General features: G+C 31.8%; 12 protein-coding genes. 11 read left to right on the forward strand and 1 reads right to left on the reverse strand.

Going from position 1 to position 13,393, the window contains the following annotated elements; all coding sequences use genetic code 11:
* Positions 1 to 35: 35 nt before the first annotated feature.
* From flhA to CLAU_RS20745, 10 genes are all read left to right on the forward strand, one after another.
* On the forward strand, positions 36 to 2,051 hold the full coding sequence (flhA, locus tag CLAU_RS15305; RefSeq protein ID WP_406541100.1) for a flagellar biosynthesis protein FlhA: 2,016 nt from the start codon (positions 36 to 38) through the stop codon (positions 2,049 to 2,051).
* A complete protein-coding gene (gene flhF, locus CLAU_RS15310) occupies positions 2,051 to 3,244 on the forward strand; it encodes a flagellar biosynthesis GTPase FlhF (RefSeq protein WP_023163026.1) in 1,194 nt (397 codons plus the stop codon). The genes flhA and flhF overlap by 1 nt, the downstream gene beginning before the upstream one ends.
* Positions 3,238 to 4,116 carry a MinD/ParA family protein gene (locus CLAU_RS15315; protein WP_013237704.1) on the forward strand — a complete coding sequence of 293 codons (879 nt, stop codon included), beginning with the start codon at positions 3,238 to 3,240 and terminating at the stop codon, positions 4,114 to 4,116. Before flhF ends, CLAU_RS15315 begins: the two co-directional genes overlap by 7 nt.
* A 14-nt stretch (positions 4,117 to 4,130) precedes the next feature.
* Positions 4,131 to 4,802, forward strand: a complete 672-nt coding sequence (locus tag CLAU_RS15320) for a flagellar brake protein (protein WP_013237705.1) — start codon at positions 4,131 to 4,133, stop codon at positions 4,800 to 4,802.
* A 3-nt stretch (positions 4,803 to 4,805) separates the two neighbouring features.
* Entirely contained in the window at positions 4,806 to 5,531 is a 726-nt protein-coding gene (locus CLAU_RS15325) for a FliA/WhiG family RNA polymerase sigma factor (RefSeq protein ID WP_013237706.1), read from the forward strand.
* Positions 5,532 to 5,558: 27 nt separating this feature from the next.
* Positions 5,559 to 6,041, forward strand: a complete 483-nt coding sequence (locus CLAU_RS15330; RefSeq protein ID WP_013237707.1) for a hypothetical protein — start codon at positions 5,559 to 5,561, stop codon at positions 6,039 to 6,041.
* Positions 6,042 to 6,043: 2 nt separating this feature from the next.
* Complete coding sequence (locus CLAU_RS15335; RefSeq protein ID WP_035788091.1) at positions 6,044 to 6,238, forward strand: hypothetical protein; 195 nt, start codon at positions 6,044 to 6,046, stop codon at positions 6,236 to 6,238.
* Positions 6,235 to 7,002 carry a flagellar basal-body rod protein FlgG gene (locus CLAU_RS15340; RefSeq protein WP_013237709.1) on the forward strand — a complete coding sequence of 256 codons (768 nt, stop codon included), beginning with the start codon at positions 6,235 to 6,237 and terminating at the stop codon, positions 7,000 to 7,002. The genes CLAU_RS15335 and CLAU_RS15340 overlap by 4 nt, the downstream gene beginning before the upstream one ends.
* A gap of 24 nt (positions 7,003 to 7,026) precedes the next feature.
* Positions 7,027 to 7,815 (forward strand): flagellar basal-body rod protein FlgG, encoded by a 789-nt coding sequence (locus CLAU_RS15345; RefSeq protein WP_013237710.1) that lies wholly within the window; start codon positions 7,027 to 7,029, stop codon positions 7,813 to 7,815.
* 442 nt (positions 7,816 to 8,257) lie between these two features.
* Positions 8,258 to 8,656: a hypothetical protein gene (locus CLAU_RS20745; protein ID WP_013237711.1), complete on the forward strand. Its 399-nt coding sequence runs from the start codon at positions 8,258 to 8,260 to the stop codon at positions 8,654 to 8,656.
* 65 nt (positions 8,657 to 8,721) lie between these two features.
* On the opposite strand, the gene CLAU_RS15355 is transcribed toward CLAU_RS20745, so the two are convergent.
* Positions 8,722 to 10,353 (reverse strand): putative manganese-dependent inorganic diphosphatase, encoded by a 1,632-nt coding sequence (locus tag CLAU_RS15355; RefSeq protein ID WP_013237712.1) that lies wholly within the window; start codon positions 10,351 to 10,353, stop codon positions 8,722 to 8,724.
* A gap of 493 nt (positions 10,354 to 10,846) precedes the next feature.
* Here CLAU_RS15355 and CLAU_RS15360 point away from each other — a divergent pair, with 493 nt between their 5' ends.
* Entirely contained in the window at positions 10,847 to 13,387 is a 2,541-nt protein-coding gene (locus CLAU_RS15360) for a calcium-translocating P-type ATPase, PMCA-type (RefSeq protein ID WP_013237713.1), read from the forward strand.
* The last annotated feature ends 6 nt before the right edge of the window (positions 13,388 to 13,393 follow it).

The following is a 13,393-nucleotide window of genomic DNA, read 5'->3' on the forward strand; positions in this document are numbered from 1 at the left end:
AAAAGTTTAGACTAAAAGATAACTTAGATATAATAATGGCATTAGTAGTTATTACAGTAGTGTTTATGATTATAATTCCAATGCCCGCAGGACTTTTAGATGTATTGATTTCATTTAATATAACATTATCTATAATAATTATACTTTTAACCTTGTTTACTACGGAAGTATTACAATTTTCTATATTTCCTACTTTACTTTTAATAACTACAATTTTTAGATTGGCTTTAAATATATCCTCTACAAGACTTATACTTAGAGATGGATATGCAGGGGAAGTTATAAATGCTTTTGGCAGCTTTGTAGTAGGAGACAATTATATAGTAGGAGTAATAATATTTTTGATTATAATTATCATACAGTTTGTTGTAATAACAAATGGTTCTGGCAGAGTTGCGGAAGTTTCTGCAAGATTTACTTTAGATGCAATGCCAGGAAAACAAATGAGTATAGATGCAGATTTAAACTCTGGTTTAATTGATGAAAAAGGTGCTAAAGATAAGAGAGAAAAACTTCAAGAAGAAGCAAGCTTTTATGGAGCTATGGATGGTGCATCCAAATTTGTAAAAGGAGATGCTGTGGCATCGCTTTTAATTGTAGTAATAAATATAATAGCAGGTATTGTAATAGGTATAGTAATTAAAGGACTTGGAGCTTCTGAAGCTGCCCAAACTTATGCAAAGCTTAGTATAGGTGATGGACTTGTATCTCAGGTTCCAGCGCTGCTTATATCCACAGCTTCAGGTATACTTGTCACACGTTCAGGGAGTGCTGAAGGTTTTGGTACTCTTGCTATTAAGCAGTTGACGGGATTTCCTAAAGTAATAGCTATTGCAGGTGCAGTGCTGCTGTTTCTAGCTATAGTGCCTGGTCTTCCACATATAGCGTTCTTAATTTTATCAGTAGCTTGTATGATAGCTGCGTATATGCTTTACAAAGATGAAGTTCAGCATAATATGCAGCAGCAGGAAATAAAACAACAGGAAATAACTCAAATAGAAAATAAAGAGCCAGAAAATGTAATGAACTTAATATCTGTGGAACCTATGGAAGTGGAAATAGGTTATGGATTAATACCACTGGCAGATGAGAGTTCAGGAGGAGATCTACTTCAGAGGATAACCTCTGTAAGAAGGCAGTGTGCTATTGAAATGGGGATAGTAGTTCAACCAATTAGAATTAGGGATAATTTGCAGTTAAATACTAATAGTTATGTAATAAAAATAAGAGGTACAGTAATTGCAAAAGGAGAGCTTATGCCAAATATGCTTCTATGTATGGATCCTACTAATTCAAACAGTGATATTCAAGGAATAAGCACTACAGAACCATCTTTTGGACTACCTGCTATATGGATAAATAAAGATCAAAGAGAAGAAGCAGAAATAAAAGGACTTACGGTAGTGGATCCTACTACGGTTATGGTAACTCATCTTACAGAGTCAATTAAAAATCATTCTTATGAATTACTTGGGAGACAGGAAGTTAAGCTTATTGTGGATTCTGTGAAGGAAAAATATCCTACTGTAGTGGAGGAACTCATACCAGACCTTCTTACTATAGGAGAACTTCAAAAGGTGCTGCAAAATCTTTTAAGAGAAAGGGTTTCTATAAAGGATATGGTAACTATTATGGAATCTCTTGCGGACAATTCAAGAAATACAAAAGATATAGAAGTACTTACAGAGTATGTTAGATTTGCATTAGGAAGAAGTATATGCAATTCACTTATAGATGAAAATGGAGTTATAACAGTAGTTACTTTATCTAAACAATTAGAGGATTTGATAGGGAGCAATATTCAAAAGTCAATGCAGGGTTCTTTCCCGGCAGTAGATCCGGATACTACGAGTAAGATATTAAATTCAATTAAAAGTTTACTAGAATCAGTCTATTTTTATGAAAATCAACCTATAATTTTAGTTTCACCTAATATAAGGGCACCTTTTAGGAGATTAATTGAAATGGTATTTCCATCGGTAAATGTATTATCATTAAATGAAATACCAAATGATGTAGAGATAAAAACCGAAGGAGTGGTTTCAATATAATGATCATTAAAAGATACAAAGTCAATAATATGAATGAAGCTATTACGAGAATTAGGTATGAACTTGGAAAGGAAGCTGTAATAATAAGCCAGAGAAAAATAAGAAAACCTGGCATATTAGGTTTTTTCTCCAGAAAAATTTTAGAGGTAACTGCAGCCGTAGACAATAAGAAAAAAGAAAGCAATCGTGAAGCAGATATGCAGGATAGTATTGTAGCAATAAAAAAACTTGTAAATGATAAAATGAAAAATAACACCTTATGTAATGACGTAAAAGGTGATAAAATTATAGATAATGATGCTAAAGAAAATTACAATACATCGGAGTGTAATTGTGAAAATAATATAGTGGATAAAAATAATGACTCTATTATAAAAGAAATGCAGCAGATGAAAGGCATGTTAAATGAAATGATGAAGGGTTCTTACGGTAATGTAGGAAAAAGTGCGTTTCAGATAAAGCTTGAAAATAGTGATTTCAACAGTAAAGTAGTTAACACAATTTTAAATAGAGTAAATATAATAGAAGATGATAGAGCTGAAGAGGAAAAGTTAAAAGAAGTAGTTACAAGTATGATAAAAGTAGAAGATAAAGTACTTGAAAATATAGTAGTATTAGTGGGACCTACTGGTGTCGGAAAAACTACTACTATTGCTAAACTTGCAGGTAAGCTTTCTCTTATTGAAAAGAAAAAAGTAGGACTTATAACTATAGATACTTATAGAATAGGTGCAGTAGAACAACTTAAAACTTATGCAGATATAATGAATATACCTTTTCAAGTAGTATTTACTATAAAGGACATGGGAAAAGCTATAGAGAATATGTCAGACTGTGATGTGATTTTAATAGATACTACAGGAAGAAGCAGTAAAAATAAGATGCAGATATCAGAACTTAGGGCATTTATAGATAAGGTAAATACGGACAATATACATTTAGTTATAAGTTGTACTACTAAAAATAGAGATATAGATGTGATAGTAGAGGGATACAAGGAGCTTAATTATAATAATGTGATAATAACTAAATTAGATGAAACATCTACTTATGGATCTATATTAAATATTTTACAAGCCGCAAAAAAACCTATAAGTTTTGTTACTACAGGACAAAATGTTCCAGAAGATATAAAGGTTATGAATACAGAGGAATTAGTTAAACTTGTACTTGGGGAGGATATTATATGCTAGACCAAGCTGAAGAGCTTAGAAAATTAGCTCAAGAGGACAAAAAGGCAAGAAAAGAAAAAGTACCTAGCAGTAAAAAGCCTAGGATAATAACTGTTACTTCTGGAAAAGGGGGAGTTGGAAAGAGTAATTTTGTAGTAAATGTATCTATAGCACTACAGAAGATGAAAAAAAATGTACTTATATTTGATGCAGATATGGGAATGGGTAATGACGATGTTTTAATGGGATGCTTACCTAAATATAGTGTATATGATGCCATATGTAAGAATAAAAATATAGAAGAGGTTATCATACAAGGACCTTTTGGAGTAAAATTACTTCCAGGTGGAAGAGGAATTTCAAAAATTGCAGATATAACAAAATCCCAGAAAAAAGAATTTATAAAAAAGGTATCTTTGCTAGAAGATTTGGATTATATAATATTAGATACAGGTGCTGGAATAAATAGAGATGTGCTAGGATTTATTGCCTGTTGTCAGGAACTTATTATAATTACTACACCAGAACCTACATCGCTTACGGATGCATATAGTTTAGCAAAAGCTGTAAGTTATTTTAAATTAAATGATTTTGTACAAGTAATTATAAACAAAGCTTCTAATGTTGAAGAAGGGCAGAAAACCTTTAATAAATTTAAGAGTGTAGTAGATAAATTTTTAAATGTGGAAATAAAATATCTCGGCTGCATATTAGAAGACAAAAAACTTGTTCAGGCAGTTAGAAATCAAGTACCATTTTTGATAAATTACCCCAACTCTCAAGCTTCTAAGGATATAAATTTAATAGCTAGCAAGTTGTCAGGAACTGAAATAGACAGCAGGAAAAGTAGTATACAGGATTTGTTTAAAAAGATTTTTAATACTTTTTCATAAGGAGAAGGAATAAGATGAATTCCAATATTGAGTTTACAGTTAATAGCAGAATTGAAATAGACGTGGACAATGAAATATATAAAAGTAATATTCAGGATGTGTCAGAGGATTGTATAAGTATAAGCATACCCGTAAACAATCATAAGTATATGCCTCTTTCAAAAGGTGAAAAGGTGCATGTTATATATTATGATGGGAAAAATGTATACAAATTTAGTACTGTGGTTGTAGGGCGTAAAATAGAGAGAATACTTATGATTATGTTGAAGAAACCTGAGAAAGTTCAAATTTGCCAAAGGCGGAATTTTGTAAGAGTACCTTTGATCTTAGATGTGCTGTGTGCCATGTTTCCTTTAGAAAAGGACTTATATCACTTAAATGATCAAGTTGAAGTGTTTAAAGCGTGTTCTGTAGACATGAGTGGCGGCGGAATGAAAATAGTAGTAGATGTAAAAATGAAAGATAAATTAAAACGTGGAGATATTATTATAGTGACGATTCCAATGGAAAATGACAGTTTAACTTTAAAAGGAAAACTAGTTAGAATTAGTAACAACAAGGATGAAAGTAAATTGACCTGTGGATTATCTTTTATAGATATGGACAAGAACAGTAGAGAAAGAATAATAAGGGTATTATTTCAAATTATGAGACAGCACATAAATAAAGGAGCAAAGGAGGATTAAAATATGGCTTTGGCGGATAAATTAGATATAAAAGAAGAATTGGTAAAAAAATATCTTCCTCTAGTAAAATACATTGCTTCTAGGGTTATAATAGGAAAGACCAAATACATTGAATATGAGGATTTAGTTAGTTATGGAATGTTAGGGCTTATTGATGCAATAAACAAGTTTGATAAAGACAGGGGAATGAAATTTTCTACTTATGCGTCAATAAGAATAAAAGGTTCTATGATAGATGAACTTAGGAGAAATAGCCCTATTTCTAAAGGCGCCATGGACAAGCTTAATAAATACAATGCAGCTATGGATTCCCTTCGTACTAAACTAGGAAGAGAGCCATCAAGTGAAGAAATAGCAAATGAACTAGGTATGCCCTTGAAAAAAATGATGGAAATTGAAAATTATATAAACTATATATCTATAGTATCTCTAGAAGATTTGATATTTTCTGAAGATGATGATATTCCACTTATGGGAACTGTAGAAGATACTAAAAGTCCAAGTCCAGAAAAAAGTCTGGAGAAAAAAGAAATGCTAGAATATTTAGCCAAAGCATTAGATCTTTTAAATGAAAAAGATAATTTAGTTATTACTCTATACTATTATGAAAAGTTGACTTTAAAGGAAATAGGTCATATATTAAATGTATCCGAGTCTAGGGTATGTCAACTTCACAGCAGAGCAATTTTACATTTAAGAAAAAACATGACTAAATTGAAGTATGTATAGAAATGTTTTTAAGAAGGAGAAAATTTTATGGTTCCAATCATATTGATTATAGCAGGAATACTTTTAGTAGTATTGAATTTTAATGCAGTACGTAAAGAGAAAAAATCTTTTCAAGACAAATTAAATGTAAAGCAAAATGAAATGGGAAACTGTGAACTGGAAATTGGCAAAATAAGAAAGGAATTTGCAGAAACTATACTTGAACTGCAAAAAGAAATTGAAGATTTAAAAAAACAGGGTAATCAGGATTTTCATGAAGTTATTTTATCTGAAGAGGCATTTGAAGGTTCAGAGGAAAAATTAGTAGAAGAAGAAATCAAAGACAATAATGAAGAGGAATCAGAAAAAAGTGAAAATTTAGATGAGGCTGTTGAAGAGGATGCAAATAATATTAAAATTGATGAAATAAGAGGACTATTGAAAGATAATATTTCTGTAAGTGATATCTCTGAGAAAACTGGTATTGGTAAGGGGGAAGTTCTATTAATAAAAGAATTGTATACAAAATAAAAATGTTTTTTGATTTTTTTAGTGATAGAAAGATACTTATAGGTATAGGCATAGGTATTTTAATAACTACTTTTATAATGAGTGGTGTTAAGATCCAATATCAAATGAGTAAAAGTCAAATTGAGGATAAGGCAAGATCAATGGGAATGCATTATCCTGATGAAATGAAAGTTATGGATAAAGGAGGAAGCAAATGATTAGAAGTTTTTACTCTGCAGTATCTGGGATGATAACTCAAGAGGCAAAACAGGATGTTATAACAAATAACCTGGCAAATGCAAATACTGTAGGATTTAAGCAGGATGACCTTAGGGTGAAAAGCTTTAATGACATGCTTTTACAAAATTATGACAAAACAGAAGGAAATAGAAGTGTTAGAAATATAATAGGATCTATAAGTCTTGGAAGTGGAATTGATTCAGTTAAAACAGGCTTTACCCAAGGATCAATAGATTCTACAGGTGTGTCTACTGATTTTGCTATTGATGGAAGAGGATTTTTTACTGTTAGGGGACAGGATGGAAAAGAATATTATACGAGAGATGGACATTTTCACGTAAATACAAATGGAGTACTGGTAAATGATGCTGGAGACAGTGTTTTGGCAAGAAATACTAGGACAGGTGCTTTGGGTGAAATGAATGTGGGAAACGGGAATATGACCTCAGATGACCACGGAAATATAAATATAGATGGAACCCCAAGTTATAAGCTCTATACTGTGGATTTTAATGATTATAATACTTTGACAAAAGTGGGAGACAATCTATATACAGGAACAAATGCTGCAGAGACAAATGTTGTTGTAAGGCAGAAGTCACTTGAAAAATCTAATGTAAATATAGTAAATACAATGTCACAGTTGATGACTACTATGAGGTCTTTCGAAACTGATCAGAAAGCAGTTCAATCAATAGATGAAACTTTGGAGAAGCTAATAAATGAAGGTGGTAAAGTATGATTAATATAAAAGGGATGATTTTGTATGCTTAGAGCTATATGGAATAGTGTAAGTGCTATGAATGCACAGCAGGATAAGTTAAATAGTATATCCAATAATTTAGCAAATTCAGATACTGTAGGATATAAAAAAGAAAATGTAGAATTTAATGATCTAGTGTATGAAACTTTAAACAGAAAGGGATATCCTACTAATTCTAATGGAACAAATACGATAAATGGTACAGGGGTAAAGGCTACAGAATGGATTAGAGATAATGCTCAGGGTCCAATTCAACAAACAGGGCTAAAGACAGATATGGCTATAGACGGAGATGGATATTTTAAAGTAACTCTAGGGAATGGAACGGCAGCTTATGAGAGAGCAGGAAATTTTACTGTAGACAGAAATGGCAATTTGGTTGATAGTAATGGAAATAAGCTTGAAGTCAACCTTACAGCAGAGGGAAGTAGTTTGTTCAATTCAGGGACGGTATTTAAAGATAATAATTTTAAAGTAGATGAAAAAACTGGACAAATATACATGAATGTTGGTAATCAAAGTGTACTTTATGGAAAGATAAACATATATAATGCAGTAGGACAGGATGCCATGAAATCTATAGGAGATAATTTATATCAGCCAGCAAACAATGTGCAAATGAACATAAATACCAAAGCACATATTATCCAAGGTTCTCTGGAGCAGTCTAATGTAGATTTGGGAAGAGAAATGACAGATATGATAATGGCACAGAGATCTTTTGAACTTGCATCAAAAGGGCTTACTACTTCAGATGAAATGTGGGGACTCATAAACAGTATGAAGAGATAGAGAGTTTCTAATCATAAAGTCAACTTATACTCCGGATATTTTTTACAACCTTCAGCTCGTTAAATATTTTGATAAGGCTAAGCAAAAAATTTTAAAAAATGCTGAGAACTTTTGAAAACTCGTACCTCAAACAATTCAAAAGTTCTAGATTTTTTAAAAATTTTTCACTAAGTCTTATATACAAAATATTTAAAAGAGCTTCATTATTGTAAAAATATGCCTGCGTATAAGTTGATTTTTTAGTTAGAAAGTCTCATAAAATATCCCTCTATATACATTTATTTTCAAGAATAGCACTGTGCAAGATATTCTAGTTTGAAATTTGTTATTATATGATCTGTATAAGTCAACTTTCAACTGAGAAACTCTATAATTTTATGAAACATATGCAAGGTACATACATATAATGTACAGATGTAATATTTTCAGGAGGATCAGTGTTATGTATAGATGTCCTTTTATGGACCAAGATGAATATATGGAAGAAGATTATATGTATGATGGGGATATGGACTATCCTCAAAATATGTACTCCCCTGACTTTTATAGAATGTGCCCTATGTTTTTAAATGCTAGGAAGAATGCATATATGAGGTGCATGTACCCTACAAATTATATGCAGACACCAGCACCAACATATCCATATTATGATTCTGAAGAAAAAACGGAATATGTACCTTTTGATGAAAAATATGAAGATTTGGAAGAAGAAACAGAACGAAAGGAAGAAGATACAGAAGAAACAGAAGAAAAAGATACGGAAGACGAACAGGAGACTGTAGATGACAGTTATGGTGGTACAAGAATTAGAACTGTAGATATATCGGATATTCAGGATTAAAAAGAAAAATGGACTACTCAAAGCAATTTTAAAAAATTGCTATTGCAGTAGCCCTTTTATTTGTATTAAGACATGGCAGCAGTAAGAGGTGGTATAACCTGCTTTTTCCTTGATAGAATACCAGGAACATAAGCACCATTATCAGTTAAAGTTATGTTAAAGGCTTTAGAAACTACATCCTGTTTTTCACCTATGGCAATTAATTCAGATCCACCTTTTAATATATCTGTTACCATAAGAACTATAAGCCCATAATTTTCTTCTTTACATTTTGATTCCATAACCTTTATAATGTCTTTTCTAATGGATTTAAACCCTTCGGTATCCATAGTTGAGATCTGTCCAACACCTACTTTTACTTCTGAAATATTAAATGCTTTGAAATCTTGATTTAACAATTCTTCAGGAGTTTCTCCTTCAAGAGAAGAACCTGCTTTAAACATATCATTAGAGAAGGTTTCAGGATCTATTTCAGCTATAGCTGCTAATCTTCTAAGTATCATTTTGTCTAAATCTGTGGAAGTAGGTGATTTAAACAAAAGGGTATCTGAAATTATAGCAGAACATAAAAGTCCCGCAACTTTTTGAGATGGTCTTATACCATTTTCAAAAAATTTGGATGCAACTATAGTTGCTGTACAACCTACTGGCTCATTCCTAAAATATATAGGTGAACCAGTTTGGATATCTCCTACCTTGTGATGGTCTAATATTTCAAGTATTTCTGCATCCTCCAATCCTAAAACAGATTGGGATTTTTCATTGTGATCTACAAGTATTACTTTCTTTTTGTTTTGTGATATTAAATGATATCTAGACATACTTCCAATAACTTTATTTTCTAAGTTTACTACAGGATAACTCCTGTATCTGGTTTGAAGCATAACTTCTCGTACGTCTTCTATTAAGTCATTTGTCTTGAAGCAAACTAAGTTATCTTTTTTCATCACATATCCTATAGGAATACTTTGAGGTATTAGCCTAGCAGTTGTAAAAGTGTCATAAGGGGTAACTATAATGGAACAATTAACTTTTTTTGCTTTTTCCAGTATATCATCATTTACTGTATGATTTCCTGTTATTATCATAAGTGAAGCTTTGGAATCAAGTATAATATCCTGTGCGTCTACCCTGTCACCACATATAACTATGTCCCCTTCTTCTATGAATTCACAGATACTTTCTGGCTGCATTGCAGCAATTATAACTTTTCCTGTAAATTTGATGTTTTCATTGGAAGCATAAGCACACTTGGCTGATAATGTATCCAGTATATTTTCAAGGGTAGTGCCGCTTTTTTGAATTACGTTAGAATCCCATATGTCCATATAACAGGAAGTTATATTGGATTGAGATGCAACACCTATTAATTTATCATCTCCATCTACTACAGGGAGAGTTTTAACATTATTTTTACTTATCATTGACCAAGCTGTTTTTATGGAGGTTTCAGGTGATATAGGATTTACATTATCAATATCTAAATCAGAAATCTGAGGTTTAACATTTTCCATTAGTTTTGGTGGGGTAACTTTAAAGTAATCAAGTACAAATTGAGTTTCTTTATTTAGTTCTCCTAACCGTATAGGAATTGTTGTAACTCCTATTTTATTTTTAAATTCAGAATAAGCTATTGCAGAACATATAGAATCTGTATCTGGATTCTTATGTCCTGTAATATATACAACATCGTTCATAATTTTTCCTCCTAAGTGTATATATATGAATAATATATCTATTTACAAAAGTAATGTTACCAATACACATAATATTATAGCAAAAAATCACTTAATTATCTATATATAGGGTTATAATCAAAATTAACTTATACAGGTCATGTAATGACAAATTTCAGCACCATAAAAACTTTTCACAAGTCTAGCACTCGGCATTTTGAAAATCTAAGAAGCTTAGCTAAACTCGTACCTCAAACATATCTAAACTTCTAAGATTTTCTAAAATACCTCGCTAAGACTTATGGAAAAGTTTTTAAAGGTGCTTTCAATTTTGTCAGTATATTTTATGTATAAATTTAAAATTCAAATAAAAACTCTATATTGATTATATCCAAATATCATTAAAATTAACATGCAAATACATAGTGAGCAATGAATTAACTGTCATAATAGAATATAAAGGGGGCATATATTTAATTAACGTAGAGAAAATAAATGCCTTGGAGGGATAAGATTGATTAATGAAAGGGAGTTAGAAAGTGGTTTAACTCAAGTTGAGGCAGAGAGAAGGCTTAAAAAATATGGAGCCAATGTACTTAAAAAGAAAAAAAGGGTGTCTCCTATAAAAATATTTATTTCGCAGTTTAATGATTTTATAACCTGGATACTTATAGTAGCTACAATTATATCCGGATTTATGGGAGAAAAGGCAGATGCAATAACTATACTAATTATTGTAATTATGAATTCTATACTAGGTTTTGTACAGGAATTTAAGACAGAAAAATCTTTAGAAGCATTGAAAGAAATGGCATCCCCTACTTCAAAGGTTATAAGGGATGGAAAAGTGAAGGTTATAAATTCAGGAGAACTAGTAATAGGTGATGTGATACTTCTGGAAACAGGGGATAAGGTTCCAGCAGATTGCATTTTACTTTCTATTGGAAATTTCATGGTAGACGAATCCCTTTTGACTGGTGAATCTGTAGGAGTGGAAAAAGATAGTGGAGACAAGAATAATTCACTATACATGGGGACTATAGTGGTAAAAGGTAAGGGAAGAGCAAAAGTTGTAGAGACAGGTATGAAGACGGAAATGGGAAAAATAGCAGGTATGCTTCAGGACATTGAAAAGGAAAGGTCTCCTCTTAAAGAAAAGCTTGCTTCACTTGGAAAAGTACTTGTAGTCATGTGTATTGCTATATGTATTATAGTTACATTGACTGGAGTATGGAGAGGTCAAGACAAATATGAGATGTTTTTAGTAGGAGTTAGTTTAGCTGTAGCTGCTATTCCAGAAGGTCTTGCAGCTATAGTAACAGTAGCACTGGCTCTTGGAGTATCTAGAATGTTAAAGAGAAATGCATTAATAAGAAAATTACCTGCAGTGGAAACACTTGGATGTACTTCAGTCATTTGCAGTGATAAGACAGGAACTCTTACTGAAAATAGGATGACTGTAAAGGCTCTTTATTTTAATGGAAGGGTACACAGGATAGGAAAGGATATTTTACCAGAGAATATTTTTATGAAAAAAGCTTTTACATATTGTAACGATTGTGATTTTGATATGAAAAGAGCAGATATTTCAGGGGCGGTTATTGGAGATCCTACGGAAGTAGCACTTATAAAGGCTTTTTTCAAAGATATTAAAACTTTAAAAACCTTTTTAGGAAAGGCCAGGAGAACTTATGATATACCTTTTGATTCTGATAGAAAAATGATGTCTGTTATAATGAAAGAAGGTTCAAGAAAGATAGGTTATGTGAAAGGAGCACCGGAGAGAGTTATAAGAAGGTGTAAATATATATTAGATGGAAGTGAAGTACGAATTTTTACTTCAAATGATAAAAATAAGGCTCTGAAAGCAGTGGAAAAAATGTCTTTTGATGCCTTAAGGTGTATAGCAGGTGCCTACAAAGACAAAGAAGTAGTGCCAGGTAAGTCTTTGGAGGAGAATTTAATATTCATAGGTGTAGCGGGAATTATAGATCCACCTAGAAAGGAAGCAAAAGAAGCAGTATTAAAATGTAAATTAGCAGGTATAAGGCCAATTATGATAACTGGAGATCACAAGAATACAGCTTTTGCTATCGGAAAAGAACTGGACATATGTAAACATGAATCAGAGGTTATAACTGGAGAAGAATTAGACAAGCTGAGTGATAGACAGCTTGCAGTTAAAATACAAGATATATCCATATTTGCAAGAGTTAATCCAGGTCATAAACTTAGAATAGTAAAAGCCTTTAAAGCTAAAGGTAATATTGTAGCTATGACTGGAGATGGAGTAAATGATGCACCTGCAGTAAAAGAAGCGGATATAGGAATTTGCATGGGAATTGCAGGTACAGATGTAACAAAGGAGGCTTCTTCTATGATACTACTTGACGATAATTTTGCTACTATAGTATCTGCTGTAGAGGAAGGAAGAGTCATATATGATAATATAAGAAAGTTTATAAGGTATCTTTTATCTTGCAATTTAGGAGAGGTTCTAACCATGTTTCTTACTTCTATTTTTTATTTAGATACTCCACTTTTGCCGATACAAATACTAATGGTAAATTTAGCTACTGATGGTCTTCCTGCTATAGCTCTTGGAGTTGACCCAGCTCAAGGAGATATAATGAGGGGCAAGCCTAGAGCTAAAAATGAAAGTATATTTGCACGAGGATTAAGTGAAAAAATTATTGTGAGGGGAGCACTTATTGGAGTGTGCACAGTGCTTGCTTTTGTAATAGGATTATATCTAGGCTTTGGACTTAAAACATCCAGAACTATAGCACTTTGTACTCTAATAATGTCACAACTTATACATGTGTTTGAATGTAGATCAGAAAATCATTCACTGTTTGAGATAAATTTATTTACAAATGTTTATCTTTTAGCAGCAGTTGCTACATCTATTACTATGGTTTTATGCATACTTTACTTGCCATTTTTACGTGGAGTTTTTCATACATCTGCACTTAGAATTTCACAGTGGGCAATAGTTTTGTTTTTCTCTGGGATAATCGCATTTTTAAACAGTCTTTACTTATACTTTAAATAAAAAAAT

This window comes from Clostridium autoethanogenum DSM 10061, assembly GCF_001484725.1.
Lineage (GTDB): Bacteria > Bacillota > Clostridia > Clostridiales > Clostridiaceae > Clostridium_B > Clostridium_B ljungdahlii.

Coding starts and splice junctions, on each gene's coding strand:
- CLAU_RS15325 (WP_013237706.1), top strand. CDS start 4,806: ATGGCTTTGGCGGATAAATTAGATATAAAAGAAGAATTGGTAAAAAAA.
- CLAU_RS15340 (WP_013237709.1), top strand. CDS start 6,235: ATGATTAGAAGTTTTTACTCTGCAGTATCTGGGATGATAACTCAAGAG.
- flhA (WP_406541100.1), top strand. CDS start 36: ATGGCATTAGTAGTTATTACAGTAGTGTTTATGATTATAATTCCAATG.
- CLAU_RS15335 (WP_035788091.1), top strand. CDS start 6,044: ATGTTTTTTGATTTTTTTAGTGATAGAAAGATACTTATAGGTATAGGC.
- CLAU_RS15345 (WP_013237710.1), top strand. CDS start 7,027: ATGCTTAGAGCTATATGGAATAGTGTAAGTGCTATGAATGCACAGCAG.
- CLAU_RS20745 (WP_013237711.1), top strand. CDS start 8,258: ATGTATAGATGTCCTTTTATGGACCAAGATGAATATATGGAAGAAGAT.
- CLAU_RS15355 (WP_013237712.1), bottom strand. CDS start 10,353: ATGAACGATGTTGTATATATTACAGGACATAAGAATCCAGATACAGAT.
- CLAU_RS15315 (WP_013237704.1), top strand. CDS start 3,238: ATGCTAGACCAAGCTGAAGAGCTTAGAAAATTAGCTCAAGAGGACAAA.
- flhF (WP_023163026.1), top strand. CDS start 2,051: ATGATCATTAAAAGATACAAAGTCAATAATATGAATGAAGCTATTACG.
- CLAU_RS15330 (WP_013237707.1), top strand. CDS start 5,559: ATGGTTCCAATCATATTGATTATAGCAGGAATACTTTTAGTAGTATTG.
- CLAU_RS15320 (WP_013237705.1), top strand. CDS start 4,131: ATGAATTCCAATATTGAGTTTACAGTTAATAGCAGAATTGAAATAGAC.